The sequence below is a fragment of the Streptomyces sp. NPDC014734 genome, assembly GCF_043083325.1.
Classification (GTDB): domain Bacteria; phylum Actinomycetota; class Actinomycetes; order Streptomycetales; family Streptomycetaceae; genus Streptomyces.
Genome location: NZ_JBIBYN010000018.1, coordinates 170,354 through 186,346, shown reverse-complemented (window position 1 = coordinate 186,346; position 15,993 = coordinate 170,354). Strand labels below are relative to the sequence as shown.

Below are 15,993 nucleotides of genomic sequence, written 5' to 3'. Positions count from 1 at the left end.
CACTTCGGCGGGGGCGGACCGGGCGTCAGGGGTGGACGAGCACCTGGGAGAGTGCCACACGGCCGGTGCCGGAGGTCACGATCCGCACCGTGCGGGTCCTGCTGTCGAGGTTCAGGACGGTCGGACGCAGCGCCTTGCCGTCGACGTGGACGGTCGCGTCGTCCGTGACCACGTCGAAGTCGCCCGTCGTGGCGGAGGCGTCGTTCCAGATCTCGATCTGCCGCACGCGCTTGCGGGCACCGAGGTCGACCTGCCACCGGGCTCCCGCCTCGGACAGGGTGCGGGTGTCCGTGTTGGTGTCGGCGTCCAGGGCGAGTGCCGCGACGGCCGTGCCCTCGGTGGAGGACTGGGACGCCGTCCCGGCCCGCGCCAGGTCGGTGCGCAGCTGCTCGACCGGGCCGCCGTTCGCCCCCGCCCGGGCGGCGACCGCGAGCGCTTCGGCGGGCAGCCGGTCCAGACCGGCGTGGTTGTCCGCCATGACCGAGCCCTCGCCGCCGAGTGCGGGTGCGGCGGTGTCGGTCCAGTTGCCCCGGGCGGTGTTCCGGATGCCGTAGTCGGCCCAGTTGGACACCCACTTGTAGCCGATGCGGGTGATGACATTGCGTTCGACGAGGATGTGCGAGGACTGTTCGTCGAGGTAGATGCCGTTGCCGTCGCGCTCGGTGTTGCCGAAGGCGGAACGGTTGATGTAGTTGCCGGAGACGACCGTTCCGGGCTGCGCGCCCTGGGTGTAGATCGCGCCGCCGTCGTGCTGGGTCTTGTCGACCTCCATGACGTGGGTGATGCGGTTGTTCGTCACCCGGTTGTCGCGGAGCACGGACTTCTGGGCCTCGGGCTGGTTCCAGCCCCAGCCGACGGAGATCCCGGAGTACGGAAGGTGTTCCAGGGTGTTGTGGTCGATGGTCAGCCCGGCCTCGTAGCCGGCCCAGATGCCGACGGAGTCGGTGTACTCGACTCCGGTGCGGGTGATGGTGTTGCGGGCGACCGTGTTCCGCTCCCCCGTGAGCGCCGCTCCGGGCAGGGGTTCGGTGTCACCCACGTACACCGCGCCCGAGGAGAGGTCGCTGAAGGAGGAGCGGGTGACGGAACTGTCCTTGGTGCCGGATTCGAGGATCGCGCCGGCTCCGCCCAGCCTGTCGAACCTGGCGCCGTCGATGTCGATGTGCCGTCCGCCGCGGACCGTGAGCGCGGCGGACGGCTTGGTGTAGTAGCGGCCCGCGTGGTCGACGGGGCCGGTGGCGCCGGTGAGGGTGAGCCCTGCCTGCATGCCCGCGTAGCCCTCGTCGGTGTCCGGCTGCCGGTACGCCGCGTAGGCGAAGCCGATGCCGCTGACGGTGATGTCGTGGGCGCCGTCGATGACGAGAAGCTGCTCGGTGTGCGGGGTGACGGCCTGTGCGCGGCGCATGTTCTCGCCCTCGCGCGGCAGGTAGGTGACCGTGCGGTCCTGCGCGCTCCACACGAACTCGCCCGGTTCGTCGAGGAGTTCGGCGGCGTTCTCGAAGTACGCGACGCCGCTGTAGCGGGTGGAGTCGACGGCGGTGGAGTCCCAGGCGGGGCCGGTGCGGTTCGTGCCGCTCGCCGAGTTGGTCCAGCAGGGCTGGGCGAAGGTCATGACATCGCCGACGACGCCGGTGATCCGGCAGTGGTAGTTGCGCCAGCGGACCCGGATGACGGCCTCGGCGTCGGTGGGGCTCTTCCAGTCCGCGATGCCGGTGGCGGTGGCGCCGGTCATGCCGGTCGTGGTGGCGTCGCAGGTGCTCGCCGCGCACGCCTCGCCACGGGCACGGACGGCGCGCCTGCCGTCGACGAAGAGCTGGCGCGGGGTGACTCCGGCCGGGACGTCGGCGGTCCAGGTGCCGTCGGTGTTGTGTCGCCAGCCGGTGAGGTCCCGCCCGCCGGAGAGGACGGGGCGGGCGCCGGGGGCGGCGGTCCAGGTGACGGTGTGGCCGTTCCTCCCGGAGTCGGCGGCACCGAGCCTCAGGGGTTCGCTGAGGCGGTACGTTCCGTCCTTCAGGAGGACGCGGACATCGCGCCCGGTCTCGGTGCGGGCCCGGTCCCGGGCGCCCTGCGGGGTGCAGGGGCGGGTCACCGTGCAGGCGGTGCCGTGTCCGCCCGGGGCGGCGTACAGGGTACGGGCGCCGGGGGCGGCCTGCGCCGTCGGGGCGGCGAGGAGAGCGGTCAGGACAGCGACGGTGGCGGTGGCGGCGGCGGTTCCTCGTACGACGTTCGGGGTGCGGCGCTTCACGCGGTCGCCTTCCAGTCGGGGTGGCCGGGCATGGGCGGGTTCACGGCTCCGAAGAGCCAGTCGCGCAGGAACGGGTCGAGGGAACGGTCGCGGGTGACGTCGACGGTGTGCCGGATGAACGCCTCGCTGGTGTACGTGGAGTCCCTGAAGCGCTTCACCCACTCGCGCATGACCGTGTCGAAGGCCCGTTGCCCGACGCGCATGCGCAGGGCGTACAGGACCAGGGCACCGCCGTCGTAGATGTTGGTGCCGCCGAGTTCCTTGGGCAGTCCGGGCGGGCCGTCGGTGGCACGGACGGCGTCGAGTTTCGCGTAGACGGCCTTCATCTTGTCCGCGAGGACCGACCAGCCGCGCTCCTCGGCGTACAGTCCGGCGTAGTAGACGGCGGGGCCCTCGTTGAGCCAGGCCTGCTGCCAGTCGTGCGGGGTGACGGAGTCGCCGAACCACTGGTGGACGAGCTCGTGGACCATGGTGGCCTCGTAACCGGGGCGGCCGTTGGCGTCGGGCTTGAACCAGTTGGTGGAGAACAGCGAGAGAGTCTGGTTCTCCAGGGCGTCGGTGTATCCGTCGTAGATGTGGACGCCGTAGACGGAGAACGGATACCGGCCGAACTTCGCCTCCAGCCAGGCGAGATGGTCGGCGGTGCGGGCGACGATCGGCCCGTAGGTGTCCTCCTGGCCCTGCGGAACGATGTGCCGCAGGGGCAGTCCCCGGTGGCTGGTGCCGTACAGGTAGGTGCCCCTGACGACGGCGATGCCGATGAGTTCGGTCGCCATGCGCTCGCGCAGGGCGAAGTGCCAGACCGTGGAGCCGTCGGCGCGCGGGGACTTGTACAGCAGTTCACCGTTGGCGGTGGCGACGTATCCCCGGGGGGCGCTGATGTGGAAGGTCCAGGTCGCCTTGTCGGACGGGGTGTCGTTGCAGGGCAGGAAGGTGTCGGCGCGGGAGGACTGGGCGGCGGAGGCGAATCCGCCGTCGCTGCCGAACTTCCAGCCGGTCAGGCCGAGCCGGGGAGCCTTGCCGTTGCCCCGGTAGCGCACCTCGGTGGTGAAGGCCTGCCCGCGGTGGAGCGGGCGGGCCGGGGTGACGGTGAGTTCCTGGCCGCTCTGGCCGGGCGACAGCTCCCAGCGGGCGCGGCGGCCGGCGACGGTGACGGCGTCGATGGTGTGGCCGTCGGTGTCCAGGTTGAACGCGGAGAGGTCCTGGGTGGCTTTGGCGTCGATCCTCACGACGGCGGTGAAGTCATAGGTCACCGGGGTGAAGTCGAAGGTGAGGTCGTAGTGGACGACCTGGTAGCCGCCGTTGCCGAGGGTCGGGAAGAGCGGGTCGCCGACGCCGTCGGAGCCGGGCTTCGGGTCGAAGCCGTGCGGCTGTGCGGCGGCGGGCGAGCCGAGGGCGGGTACGGCGACGGCGGCCACCGCCGCCGCGCCGCCGAGCTGGAGAACCGTGCGTCGTGTCGTCGTCACTTCTTCCCCTTCTGGAAGGCTTCCTCGAATTCGCCGCGGGCCTTCTCGCCGCCCTTGGCCAGGTAGTCCTTGACGAGCTGGTCATAGGCCGACATCGGCTTGCGGCCCGCGACGATGTCCTTGAGCGCGTCCTGCTTGAGCGTGTAGAGGCTGCCGTAGCCCTTGGAGTCCCAGGTGGGCGAGGAGTACTGGAGCGTCGGGTCGGGCTCCATCATCGGGATCATCTTCATGAACGCCTCGTGGACGTGGCGGACGCCCTGCTCCGAGTCGGCGCTGAAGACCGCGGGAACGCCTGAGGCCATGAACTTCCAGGGCACGGTGACGTCCTGGGTGCCCTGCTTGGTGAGCGCCGGGTTGCCCTTGGCGTCGCGGGTGAAGTCCCTGCCCTCGACCCCGTAGTTGATGAGCGTGTACTCCTGGCTGCCGAACGGCGAGGCGGCGAAGTCGGCGAGTGCGAGAACCTGCCTGACCCGCTCCTCCGACGCCTTCTTGACGTGGGTGTTCTCCAGCTTGAGGTTGTCCATCCAGGAGATGGCGTCCTTGCCGACCGGGACGAAGGGGCGGGGGTCGTACTTCTTGTTGATCGCTCCCATGGTGGCGATGTAGCCGACGCCGGGCGTCAGGTAGGTGGGCATGCCGTCGTAGACGTACGCGCCCTTGCCGTTCTTGAACATGTCCGTGTACTGGGCCTTCTGCGCCCCGGACATCTGGAGGGTGCCCGGGTAGTAGCAGCCCGCCTCGTACAGCAGCCGGGCGGTCTCCACGGCCTTGCGGTACTGCGGCGTCTCCAGGTCGGAGGTGAACTTGCCGGTCTTCTCGTCCAGCCGCCAGGCGTAGGGCGCGCCCGCCGACATGGCGAGCATCGTGGTGGCGCCCGCGATGATCGCGTACTGGTCCTTCTTCGGCCGGGTCAGCTCCTTGCAGAGTTCGACGAACCGGTCGAGGCCGGTGATCTGGTCGAGGCTGGTAACGCCGACCTCCTCGAACAGGTCGTGGCGGTAGAAGCCGGCGCCGCCGGTGCCGGTGCGGGCGATCGGGATGCCGAACAGCTTCCCGCCGAAGATCGCGGCCTGCCAGGCGCCCTTCGGGATCGCGGCCAGGTTCGGGTAGTCCTTGATCTTGTCCCCGGCGAGGTACGGGGTCAGGTCGGCGCACTTGGCCTGGAGGAAGGCCGCCTTGTTGTCGACGCCGCCGGACTCGGGGTACATGAAGAGGTCGGGCAGGCTGTCGCTGGCGATCATGGTGGAGAACTTGGTGCCGTAGTCGTCGGCGGGAACGGCGGTGACGTCGACCCGGCCGCCGAGGAGCTTCTCGATCTCCTGCCAGGCCGCGTTCTTGCCGCGGGCGGGCGGCGGCGGGGAGAAGGTCTCCAGCGTCGCGCTGATCGGCTTCGCCCCCTTGAGCGGGGTCTCCTTCGTGGCGCGCAGCGGCTTGGCCGGGTAGCTGAAGAAGCCCTGGGGAACACCGGCGGCGGTGCCCTGGAGGTCGGGCTTGAGGCCGATGTTGCGGACCGCGGAGTTGGGGAGCAGCGAGGCGCTCTTGGCCTCCGCCTTCGCGGTCGTCGCACCGTCGCCGCAGGCCGCGAGCAGCGGTGCGGCGGCCAGTCCCAGGCCGACGCCCGCGCCCAGGCGGAACAGTGTGCGGCGGTTGATGGGGGTGGAGCTCGACACCTGGATCTCCTTGGGAGAGGGGAGGGAAGGAGTGGGGGGCGGCGGCTGCGTTCAGCCCCGTGATGGCGCGGGGCCGTGCTCGGCCCCGCTGGCGTGGGCTCGCGATCAGCCCTTGATGGCGCCGGTGAGCACGCCCTTGGTGAAGTAGCGCTGGAGGAACGGGTAGACGCAGAGGATCGGTACGACGGCGATCACCAGGACCGCCATCTGGACGGCCTGCTGCGGGGCGAGCACCTCGCCGGCCGAGGCCGCGTTCAGGCTCTGGCCCTGCAGGACGTAGGTGCGCAGCACCATCGGCAGCGGCCATTTGTCGGAGTCGTTGAGGTACAGGAGCGCGTTGAAGAAGGCGTTCCAGTACGTCACCGCGTAGAAGAGGCTGATCACCGCGAGGACTGCCTTGGACAGCGGGAGCACGATCCGCACCAGGATGCGGAAGTCCCCCGCGCCGTCCACCTTCGCGGCGTCGTACAGCTCCTCCGGAAGGTTCATGAAGAAGGACCGCAGGACGACCAGGTTGAAGGCGCTGACCAGGGTGGGCATGACGAGCGCCGCGTAGGTGTCGTACAGGCCGAGCCCCTTGACCAGCAGGAAGTTCGGGATGATGCCCGCGTTGAAGAGCATCGTGAACAGGGCCGTCATCAGGATGAAACGGGAGCCGGTGACGTCGCGGCGGGAGAGCCCGTACGCCATGCCGACGGTGACCAGCAGGCTGGCGAGGGTGCCGAACACGGTGATGCCCACGGACACGATCAGGGCGCGGGTGACGACTCCGCCCGTGAAGATGGTCCGGTAGGCGTCCAGGGTGGGGTGGTCCGGCCACAGGACGAGGCCCGAGCTCTTGATGATGTCGGTCTGCGAGGCGAAGCTCGTGCCGATCACGCCGACCAGCGGGTAGGCGACGGCGAGGACGACCACGACGATGGCGAGGCCCTTGGCGAACTGTCCGAGGCGGCTCGGCCGTTCCATCCACGGCGGTCGGCCGTCGGACTTCCGGGGGGCGGGGGCCGGGGACTCCGGTGCGGTGGATGGCGTCGTGGCGCGCGTCTTCTCAGCGGTCAGCACCGCGGTACACCCCTTCGTGGCCGAGTCGGTGGGCGAACTTGTTCGCGCTCAGGACGAGTGCGGTGCCGATGACCGCCTTGACGAGTCCGACGGCGGCGGCGACGCCCCAGTCGTTGTCCTTGATGCCGTGGTAGTAGACGTAGGTGTCGAGGACTTCACCGGCGTCCGGGCCGACCGCGTCGCGCTGGAGCAGGACCTGCTCGAAGCCGACGGAGAGGATCTGGCCCAGGTTGAGGATCAGCAGCAGGATGAGCACCGGGGCGATGCCCGGCAGGGTCACGTGCCACAGGCGGCGGGTGCGGCCTGCGCCGTCGATGGCGGCGGCCTCGTACTGCTGCTTGTCGATGTTCAGCAGCGCGGCGAGGATGATGATCGTTCCCCAGCCCGCGTCCTTCCAGGCCACCTGGAGGGTGAGCAGCCAGGGGAAGGCGTCCGGGTCGCTCATCATGTCGTAGCGCGGCAGTCCCAGACCGTCGAGCACGTCCGGCAGGAGGCCGGCACCGCCGAGGATCTGCTGGAAGATCGAGACGATGATGACCCAGCCGATGAAGTGCGGCAGGTACACGACGCTCTGCACGAAACGCCGGACGCGGTCGCTGGTGATGCTGTTGAGCAGCAGGGCCAGCGCGACCGGGATCGGGAAGAAGAACACCAGCTGGACGAGGGCGATCTCCAGGGTGTTGAACGTGGCGGACCAGAAGGCCGGCTCGCCGAACGCCGCGGTGAAGTTGGCGAATCCCACCCACGCGCTGTGCATGTAGCCGAGGTACGGCTGGTAGTCCTGGAACGCCACGACGTAGCCGAGCAGCGGCACGTAGTGGAAGACGACGAAGTACAGCAGACCGGGGAGGGTGAGCAGCAGCATCACCCGGTCCCGCTTCAGCCGCTGCCGGAGTGTCAGCCGGTGCTGTACGACGGCGGCCGGGCCGGTGGGCGGAGATGGTTTTTCGGCCTTCGGCCGCCGCTTCTCCCGCGGCAAGGGGGGTGCTGTTTCAGCCATGGAGCGTCCTGTTCGGCTGGGTGGCGCGTGGTGAGCCTTCTGGGGCCGCAAGTTAGTAAGCGGTTAACCCAAGCGTCAAGGGAACGGCTGAAAGTCGTCGCGCCAGCGGCCCTCAATGATCGAATTCGGAGTGACGAAAAGGCACAAATACGAAAGAAAAGGGCAGTTGACTGACGTGTGAGCTTGACGGTCGGCCGCCACGCTCCCTAGCGTTCCGGTCATCCCATAGAACGCGATTACTATCCGGAGGCAGGGTGCGAACCACCGAAGAGGCACCGGCTCATTCCGGTAGCGATGCTGCGGCACCGCCCCCACGACGGCCTCGCACGGCCCTGGTCATGAGCCCACGGCTCCTCGACGACGTCTTCCCACCACCGGTACGGGCCCGCCTGGAGGAGGTCGCCGATCTCCTCCAGCCCTCCGTGATCAGTGAGTTCGACTCGCCGCGGGCCGCCGCGGTGCTGGCCGAGGCGGAGGTGCTGCTCACCGGCTGGGGCTGCCCGCCCGTCGACGCCGCGCTGCTGGACCGGGCGCCCGCGCTGCGCGCCGTGGTCCACGCGGCCGGCACGGTGAAGACGTTCCTGTCCCCGGCCGCGTTCGATCGCGGGATCGTCGTCTCCTCGGCCGCGGCCGCCAATGCCGTGCCGGTCGCCGAGTTCACCCTGGCCGCCATCATCATGGGCGCCAAGCGGGTCTTCCCGCTGGCCGGGCTCTTCCGCGCCCGGCGCACCCACCGCACCGGTGCGGACCTCGACCGTCAGCACTGGCTGGGCACCCACGGCCTGACCGTCGGCGTCGTCGGGGCGTCCCGGATCGGCCGCCGGGTCGTCGAGCTGCTGCGGGTACTTGACGCGAAGGTGCTGCTCTACGACCCGTACCTCGACGCGGCGGAGGCCGAACTCCTCGGCGTGACCCCCACCGATCTGGACACCCTGGTGGCGACCAGCGACGTGGTGACGGTCCATGCCCCGGACACGCCGGAGACCCGGGGCATCATCGACGCCCGGCGGATCGGCCTGATGCGCCCGGGAACCCTGCTCGTCAACACCGCCCGCGGGCCCCTGGTGGACACCGAGGCACTGACCGGCCACCTGGTGAGCGGCCGGCTCGACGCGGTGCTCGACGTGACCTCGCCCGAACCGCTGCCGGACGACCACCCCCTGTGGGACCTGCCGAACGTGTTCCTCACCCCGCATCTGGCGGGCGCCCAGGGCAACGAGGTGGGCCGGCTCGGGGAACTCGCCGTGGAGGAACTGGCGCGCTACGCGCGAGGCGTGCCCTTCGCGCACCCGGTGCACCCGGCCGACCTGGGAAGGATCGCGTGAACCCCGGCCCCGAGCAGGCTCTAGGCTCTGCGTCACACAACAGCCACCAGGGGGTGAGCCGGATGCGCCGGCAGAGCACAGCCGCGGACGGACAACGCCGTGCGACGGTCACCGACGTCGCGCGGCGCGCAGGAGTCTCGACGGCCACGGTCTCCCGTGTGCTCAACCGCAACTACCCGGTCGCCGAGGCGACTCGGGAGCGGGTGGAGACAGCGATGCGCGAACTGGGCTACGTGGTCAACGCCCACGCCCGTGCGCTGGCCGGGGTGTCCAATCGCACCGTGGGCATCATCGTCAACGAACTCATCGACCCGTTCTACGCGTACATCTCGCGCGGTGTGGAGCGCGAGGCGGCGCTCGGCGGGCGGCTCTGCCTGGTCTGCTGCACCCAGGGCGACCCGCAGCGCGAGCTGGCCTTCATCGACCTGATGCACGAACGCCGGGCGGACGCGGTGGTCGTGGTCGGCGGCTCCCTCGCGGACCGCGGCTACACCAGCGAACTGGCGCGCAGGGCCCACGACCTGGACGCGGGCGGTTCGAAGCTCGTGCTGTGCGGCAGGCCACCGATCGGTGACCACGTCCCCACCGCGTCGGTCGAGTACGACAACGAGGGCGGCGCCTTCGCGATCACCGACCACCTGCTGATGCAGGGACACGAGCGGATCCTCTACCTGGGCGGCCCGCCGAGGCTCTCGACCACGCGCGACCGGCTGGCCGGACACCGGCGTGCCCTGGAACTGCGCGGCGTCGCCCCGGACCCCGAACTCGTCCGTCCGGGCGCCTTCAGCCGGGGCTTCGGGTACCGGCGGATGGCGGAGCTGCTGCGGGACGGACCCGACTTCACCGCGGTCTTCGCCGCGAACGACATGGTCGCGGCCGGCGCCGCGCAGGCTCTGGAGGAAGCCGGAGTCCGGGTGCCCGAGGACGTGTCCCTGGTGGGGTACGACGACATCCCCGTCGCCCAGGAACTGCGGCCGCGGCTGACCACCGTCCACGTACCGCTGGAGGAGATGGGGCGCCAGGCGGTGCGGCTCGCCGTCAACAGCGGGGACGAGGACGAATGGCGCGAGCCGACCACGGGTGCGCTGCGGCTCGGCACCCACATCGTAGTACGCGATTCCGTCGCCGCACGGCGCAAACGGTCCAACAAGGTGTGACCGGTTACTCCCATCCCGTCCGCAGTCGACCATAGAAAATCACAGTAACTCGCCCTCCCCTCTTGCGGCTCTGTAGCAACCGCTTACATGCTGGCGGCCGAGCAGGACCCGATCCGCACGCCTTCGCCCCTCACTCGTCACCGCAGGGAGAGTTCCGCATGCGCATGCCCTCAGACCCCGCAGGCTCCTCCACCCCCTTCGCCTCGTCCGGCGACGGATCCTCGGCATCCGACACCGTTTCGGACACGTCCTCCGTCGCCCGGCGCTCGGTGCTCGCCGTCACCGCGGCCACGGGCGCGGCGCTCGTCCTGGGCGGCGGCACCGCCCGGGCGGCGACGGCCGGCGCCCCCGCCGGTCCGCGCGGCGGGCGCCCGGTCAGGATCGCGCTGACCGCCCGGCCCGCCGCCGAGGCCGAACGGCTGCGGCTCGGACAGGCGCTGCGGGGCTCGGAGTTCCGGGCCACCGGCCTGTACCTCCCGCCCGGCGCCACCCTCTCCCTCACCGTCCAGCCGCACGACGGCGTGCTGCCCACCCTCTGGATCGGTGCCTGGGACTACTACGGCGAGATCACCGAGCCCCGCTCCTATCCGCTGACCGCGGGGGCGAACACCGTGACGGATCCGCACGGCGGTCCCGTCTACCTCACCCTGACGGGAGACGGCGAACGGGCCGGGGTACTGATCCGTTCCGGAGCGGTCGCCATGCCGGTCTTCGCCCTGGGCCGCACCACGGAGGCCGACTACCAACGGCAACTGGACACCCTCACGGCATCGCCGTACGTCGAACTGCACGCACCGCACACGATCATGACGCTCACCCGCGAGGGCGCGCTGCTGTACCGCGACGAGGACCACGCCGCACTGCTCGGACTGGTCGAGACGATCATCGACTCCCACGCCCGGATCAGCGGGCTCGACGGTTCCCGCCCGGTGCACCGGCGCAAGGCGGGCCCGTACCACTTCACGGAGGTCAGCAAGGTCCCCTCCGGTGTCGGCGCGTACGCGACGCACGGTTACAACGGCTTCCCGCGGGCCTACCTCGACCGCGCGACCACCGTGGAGGGCCTGCGCACCCGGGGCTGGGGGCTCTACCACGAACTCGGACACCTGCACCAGCAGTTCGCGTACAAGCCGGCCGGGCTGACCGAGGTCACGGTCAACATCTACGCCCTTGCCGCACAGCGCACCCTTGGGCAGCCGTCCAACCTCCTCACCGTCGACCCGGCGACCGGTCTCACGTACTTCCAGTCGGCGCGGGAGAAGTTCGGGACCGCCGGGCTGACGTACGAGAAGTCCTTCGGCGCCTACGAGAAGCTCGTCCCGCTGCGGCAACTGGAGCTGGCCTTCGGCGACGACTTCTGGCCCCGGCTGCACAGACTGGTGCGCGAGGAGAACCCCCAGTCCGCGTACACGGAGGACGCCAAGCGGTACCGGGCCCTCGCCACCTTCTCCAGCCGTGTGGCCGGCCACGACCTCACGGACTTCTTCGTGAACACCTGGGCGTTCCCGATCGACGCCGCCGGGAGGGCCGAACTGGCCTCGCTCCATCTGCCCGAACCCCCCGTCGACCCGTCGACGCTGACCGACTGACCGCGGCGACCGGGAGCCACCATGAACCTCAGCAGAAGAACCCTCATCGCGGCGGGCGGCGCCACGGCCGCCACGGCCCTCGTCGCCGGGACCGGCCCGGCCCGGGCCGACGCCGTACCGGCCGCGCCCGCCGGGGCCCCGGCGGACACGGACTTCGACACCCTGCTCCAGCGGGCCGAAACACTGCTCACCGGCCGTGGGTTCGACCCGTCCGACCCCGACTTCACCGCTGCCGTCACCGCCCTCGACACCACCGCCGCCGGGCTCTGGGACACGCTCGACCGGAGCACCGGGCGGACCGCGCTCTGGCCCGACCTCACCCCGCTCACCGAACCGGGCAACTTCGGGCAGAGCTACACCCGGCTGCGGACCCTGGCGACCGCCTGGGCGACCGGGGGCACCTCCCTCTCAGGGGACCGGGAGGTGGCGGACGCGCTGATCGCCGCGCTGCGCCTCACCCACGACACCGCGTACAACCCGGCCCGGAAGGAGACCGGCAACTGGTGGTTCTGGGAGATCGGTGCCCCGCGTGCCCTGATGGACTGCTGCGTCGTCCTGCGCGACCGGCTCCCGGCGGCCGATCTGGCGGACTACCTGGCGGTCGTCGACCGGTTCTGCCCCGACGCGGACCGCCGCACCAACTACCCCGCCCTCGCCGAGACCGGTGCCAACCGCACCGACAAGGCCGTCATCGTGGCCCTGCGGGGGCTGCTGGGCCACGACGCCGCCGCACTCGTCTCGGCCCGCGACGCCCTCTCGGACGTGCGCGACTCCGGCCGCAACAGCCTCTTCCGGTACGTGACGTCGGGCGACGGCTTCTACGAGGACGGCTCCTTCGTCCAGCACGACGTGGTCGCCTACACGGGCTCGTACGGCGTCGTGCTGCTGGGCGGCACGGCCTACCTGCTGGCGCTGCTCGCGGGCTCCCCGTGGGCGGTCACCGATCCACGGCTGTCGGTGATGTACGAGGCGGTGGAGCGGACCTTCGCCCCGGTGATCTTCGACGGGCTGATGATGGACTCGGTGCGCGGCCGCGCCGTCTCCCGGGAACGCGCCGGTGACCACCGCGACGGCGCCACGGCCGTCGGTGCGATCCTGCTGCTCGCCTCCGGCGCACCCGCCGAGCACGCGAACCGCTGGCGGGCCCTGGTGAAAGGATGGCTCACCCGCAACCGCACCACCCCGTTCGCGGGTCTCGCGACGATTCCCCAACTCGCTCTGGCCAAGGCCGTCCTCAATGACCGCGCGGTGGTCGCACGGCCCCGTACCACCGGCAGCCAGGTCTTCGCCGACATGGACCGCGTCGTGCACCGCCGCCCCGGCTGGGCCTGCGCGCTGTCGCTGTCGTCGAAGCGGATCTCGGCGTACGAGGCCGGCAACGGCGAGAACCTGCACGGCTGGTACACCGGCGACGGCATGACCTATCTGTACGACGGCGACGACCTGGGGCAGTTCAACGACGGGTTCTGGCCCACCGTCGATCCGTACCGGCTGCCCGGCACCACGGTCGACACCCGGCCGCGGACCGACCTCGGCACGGGCGCAGGCACCTCCACCCATTGCCCCACGAACGCCGTCGCGGGCGGGGCCGTGCTGGACGACCGGTACACGGCCGCCGCCATGGAGCTGACCGGCGCCCCGGACACCACGCTGAGGGCCAGGAAGTCATGGTTCCTGCTCGACGACGCGGTGGTGGCCCTCGGCGCGGGCATCACCGCGAACGACGGACACGAGGTGGAGACCGTCGTCGAGAACCGCAACCTCGGCGCGCACGGCCGGCACCGGCTGCTGATCGACGGCCTCCCGCACCCCGTCGAACAGGGCTGGTCCCAGCACTTCGCCCGGGCCCGGTGGGGGCATCTCGACGGGGTGGGCGGCTACGTCTTCCCCGAGGGCGCCTCCCTGCACGCCGCGCGCGAGGAACGTACCGGCGCCTGGCGGGACATCAACACCGGCGCGGACACCGGCGGCAGCGCCGACCCCGTCACCCGGCGCTATCTCACTCTCCGGATCGGCCACGGCGCCTCCCCCACCGACGCCGGGTACGCCTACGTGCTGCTGCCCGGCGCGTCGGCCGCGACGACCTCGGTGTGGTCGCGTTCCCGGCCGGTCCGCGTCGTCACCAACGACACCACCGCGCAGGCCGTGGAGGTACGCGGCGCGGGGCTCACCGCGGTGAACTTCTGGAAGGCCGGTAACGCGGCGGGGATCGTCTCCTCCGGACCTGCCTCGGTGCTCGTACGACGCCGAGGCGCACGGATCTCCGTGGCGATCGCCGACCCGGGCCGGACGCTCTCCACGCTCTCGGTCGAACTCCCCTTCCGGATGCGGACGGTGGCGGAGGCCGACGACACGGTGACCGTCGTTCCCGGCCGCCGGACCGTACTCACCGTCGCCGTCGGAGGATCGCGCGGCCACACCCACCGGGCGGAACTCGTCCGTTAGGCCCCGGCACCGAGACCCTCCGCCGCCTCCGCCTCCCCGCTCGCCTCCCTTTCGTCAGCCGTCCTTGCCCGTCCCGTTCCGATCCGTTCCATCCAGTTCCGTTCCGAGGAGCAGCACCATCATGTCCGTCGCACCGCATCTGCACCTGCCGCCGACCGACCGGCTCCTGTCGTCCCGCACCGGGTGGACCCGGGCACACTGGGAGGCGACGGCCGACCGGATGCTGGACGCGCTGGTGCCGTACGCGACCCCCGGCTTCGCCCAGTACCGGCTGCCCGGCCGCGGCAGTTGGTCGGGGGTCGTCTCCGACGGTCTCGAAGGGTTCGCCCGGTCGTTCCTGCTCGCCGCCTTCCGCATCGCGGGCGCGGGCGGGGCGGTCGACCCGGCGCTCGTCGAGCGGTACGCGGCGGGCCTGGCCGCGGGCACCGACCCGGGCAGCGGGGAAGCCTGGCCGGAGCTGACGGACTGCTCGCAGCAGATGGTGGAGGCGGCGTCGGTCGCGGTGGCACTGCACGAGACGCGGCCGTGGATCTGGGACCGGCTGGACGCCCGGGTGCAGGAGCGCGTCGTCGACTGGTTCTCCGGCTTCGTCGGCGGCCGGACCTGGGACAACAACTGGCGGCTCTTCCAGGTGGTGTCCGAGCAGTTCCTCGCCTCGGTCGGCGCCCCGTACAGCCGGTCCGACATCGAGAACAACCTGGACAGGATCGAGGACTGGTACGCCGGGGACGGCTGGTACACCGACGGGGACGGCCGCAACTTCGACTACTACATCGGCTGGGCCATGCATCTCTATCCGCTGTTGTGGTCGCGGATCGCGGGCGCCGACGACGGGGGCCGGACCCCTGTCTACCGTGAGCGGCTGAGCCGCTTCCTCAAGGATTACCCGCACTTCTTCGGAGCCGACGGAGCCCCCGTCCACCAGGGCCGCTCGCTGGCGTACCGGTTCGCCGCGCTGGCGCCGGTGTGGATGGGGGCCCTCGCGGACTGCACCCCGCTCGCGCCGGGGCTCACCCGTCGGCTCGCCTCGGGCACCATGCGGCACTTCGTGGAGCGCGGGGTGCCGGACGAACGGGGACTGCTCACACTGGGCTGGTACGACACGTTCCTGCCGACCACCCAGCCCTACTCCGGCCCCGCGTCGCCGTACTGGGCGAGCAAGGGATTCCTCGGACTGCTGCTGCCGGCCGACCACCCGGTGTGGACCGCACGCGAACTGCCGCTGCCCATCGAGGAGTCCGACCAGTACACCGCGCTTCCCGCACCCGGCTGGCTGCTCCACGGCACCCGTGACGACGGCATCGTCCGGCTGATCAACCACGGCAGCGACCACAATCCGCCGCACGACGACGCCGACGACCCGTCGGAGGGCACCCATGACCCGCACTACGCGAAGTTCGCCTTCTCGACCGCGACCGCGCCCGAGACCGCTCCGCACGCCGTGGCCCGCTCCGTCGACGGACATCTGGCGCTCGTGGCCCCGGACGGCACCCCGTCGCTGCGTCGGCGCATCCATCCACTGCGCTGCGAGGACCGCGTGGCCGCCTCCTGGTACGCGGCGAAGCTTCCCGGCGACGACCGGGCGTACCGGATCGAGACGACGAGCGTGCTGCACGGCCCGTGGGAGGTCCGGGTGCACCGGGTCGAGGCGCCCGAAGGCGCGGTGGTGCGGGAGGGAGGTCACGCGGTCGCCCATGCGCGGAGCCCGTTCGCCCGGTCGGGGCCCGACTGGGCACTCGCCCGTACGGCGGAAGGTCTGACCAGCGCCCTCGTCGCACTGCACGGCTGGGACGGGGGCGCGGAAGGGGCCGCCGTGGCACGTGACGTCCAGTCCAACGCGTTCGGTCCGTACTCCGCCGTCCCGTACCTGCGCAGCCGACCGCATCCGGGAGGCCGCAGCACCTACGTCTCGCTGGTCGCCCTGTCACGGGACACCGTGCATCCGGAGGCGCTGCGCGACTCGGTGCGGGTGCACGCGGGGGCGGACTCGGTGGTGCTGACCTTCCTGGACGGTACGTCGGTGGAGGTCTGAGA

The 15,993-nt window shown here is 71.1% G+C and carries 10 protein-coding genes; 5 read left to right on the top strand and 5 right to left on the bottom strand.

The annotated features are described in order from the left end of the window. Positions 1–25: 25 nt before the first annotated feature. From ACF1CT_RS26255 to ACF1CT_RS26235, 5 genes are all read right to left on the bottom strand, one after another. The gene (locus ACF1CT_RS26255; RefSeq protein WP_391786412.1) at positions 26–2,245 is read right to left on the bottom strand and encodes a right-handed parallel beta-helix repeat-containing protein; all 2,220 of its coding nucleotides are present in this window, start codon (positions 2,243–2,245) and stop codon (positions 26–28) included. Next, a complete protein-coding gene (locus tag ACF1CT_RS26250) occupies positions 2,242–3,711 on the bottom strand; it encodes a M1 family metallopeptidase (RefSeq protein WP_391786411.1) in 1,470 nt (489 codons plus the stop codon). Before ACF1CT_RS26250 ends, ACF1CT_RS26255 begins: the two co-directional genes overlap by 4 nt. After that, entirely contained in the window at positions 3,708–5,381 is a 1,674-nt protein-coding gene (locus ACF1CT_RS26245; protein WP_391786410.1) for an extracellular solute-binding protein, read from the bottom strand. Before ACF1CT_RS26245 ends, ACF1CT_RS26250 begins: the two co-directional genes overlap by 4 nt. A gap of 105 nt (positions 5,382–5,486) precedes the next feature. After that, positions 5,487–6,347: a carbohydrate ABC transporter permease gene (locus tag ACF1CT_RS26240; protein ID WP_391786429.1), complete on the bottom strand. Its 861-nt coding sequence runs from the start codon at positions 6,345–6,347 to the stop codon at positions 5,487–5,489. An 82-nt stretch (positions 6,348–6,429) separates the two neighbouring features. After that, positions 6,430–7,443 carry an ABC transporter permease gene (locus ACF1CT_RS26235; protein WP_391786409.1) on the bottom strand — a complete coding sequence of 338 codons (1,014 nt, stop codon included), beginning with the start codon at positions 7,441–7,443 and terminating at the stop codon, positions 6,430–6,432. Positions 7,444–7,781: 338 nt separating this feature from the next. On the opposite strand from ACF1CT_RS26235, the gene ACF1CT_RS26230 reads away from it, so the two are divergent. From ACF1CT_RS26230 to ACF1CT_RS26210, 5 genes are all read left to right on the top strand, one after another. Continuing rightward, positions 7,782–8,768, top strand: a complete 987-nt coding sequence (locus tag ACF1CT_RS26230) for a hydroxyacid dehydrogenase (RefSeq protein ID WP_391786408.1) — start codon at positions 7,782–7,784, stop codon at positions 8,766–8,768. 62 nt (positions 8,769–8,830) lie between these two features. Then, positions 8,831–9,925 (top strand): LacI family DNA-binding transcriptional regulator, encoded by a 1,095-nt coding sequence (locus ACF1CT_RS26225; protein WP_391786407.1) that lies wholly within the window; start codon positions 8,831–8,833, stop codon positions 9,923–9,925. Positions 9,926–10,083: 158 nt separating this feature from the next. Continuing rightward, positions 10,084–11,514, top strand: a complete 1,431-nt coding sequence (locus tag ACF1CT_RS26220; RefSeq protein WP_391786406.1) for a M60 family metallopeptidase — start codon at positions 10,084–10,086, stop codon at positions 11,512–11,514. Between the two features lie 21 nt (positions 11,515–11,535). Next, positions 11,536–13,959 (top strand): polysaccharide lyase 8 family protein, encoded by a 2,424-nt coding sequence (locus ACF1CT_RS26215; protein WP_391786405.1) that lies wholly within the window; start codon positions 11,536–11,538, stop codon positions 13,957–13,959. A 121-nt stretch (positions 13,960–14,080) separates the two neighbouring features. Beyond that, the gene (locus tag ACF1CT_RS26210) at positions 14,081–15,991 is read left to right on the top strand and encodes a DUF2264 domain-containing protein (protein WP_391786404.1); all 1,911 of its coding nucleotides are present in this window, start codon (positions 14,081–14,083) and stop codon (positions 15,989–15,991) included. Positions 15,992–15,993 lie beyond the last annotated feature (2 nt).

What these genes read in the sequence shown, in the direction of transcription:
- ACF1CT_RS26240 (WP_391786429.1), bottom strand. Translation starts at nt 6,347, where the DNA reads ATGGAACGGCCGAGCCGCCTCGGACAGTTCGCCAAGGGCCTCGCCATC.
- ACF1CT_RS26235 (WP_391786409.1), bottom strand. Translation starts at nt 7,443, where the DNA reads ATGGCTGAAACAGCACCCCCCTTGCCGCGGGAGAAGCGGCGGCCGAAG.
- ACF1CT_RS26230 (WP_391786408.1), top strand. Translation starts at nt 7,782, where the DNA reads ATGAGCCCACGGCTCCTCGACGACGTCTTCCCACCACCGGTACGGGCC.
- ACF1CT_RS26225 (WP_391786407.1), top strand. Translation starts at nt 8,831, where the DNA reads ATGCGCCGGCAGAGCACAGCCGCGGACGGACAACGCCGTGCGACGGTC.
- ACF1CT_RS26220 (WP_391786406.1), top strand. Translation starts at nt 10,084, where the DNA reads ATGCGCATGCCCTCAGACCCCGCAGGCTCCTCCACCCCCTTCGCCTCG.
- ACF1CT_RS26215 (WP_391786405.1), top strand. Translation starts at nt 11,536, where the DNA reads ATGAACCTCAGCAGAAGAACCCTCATCGCGGCGGGCGGCGCCACGGCC.
- ACF1CT_RS26210 (WP_391786404.1), top strand. Translation starts at nt 14,081, where the DNA reads ATGTCCGTCGCACCGCATCTGCACCTGCCGCCGACCGACCGGCTCCTG.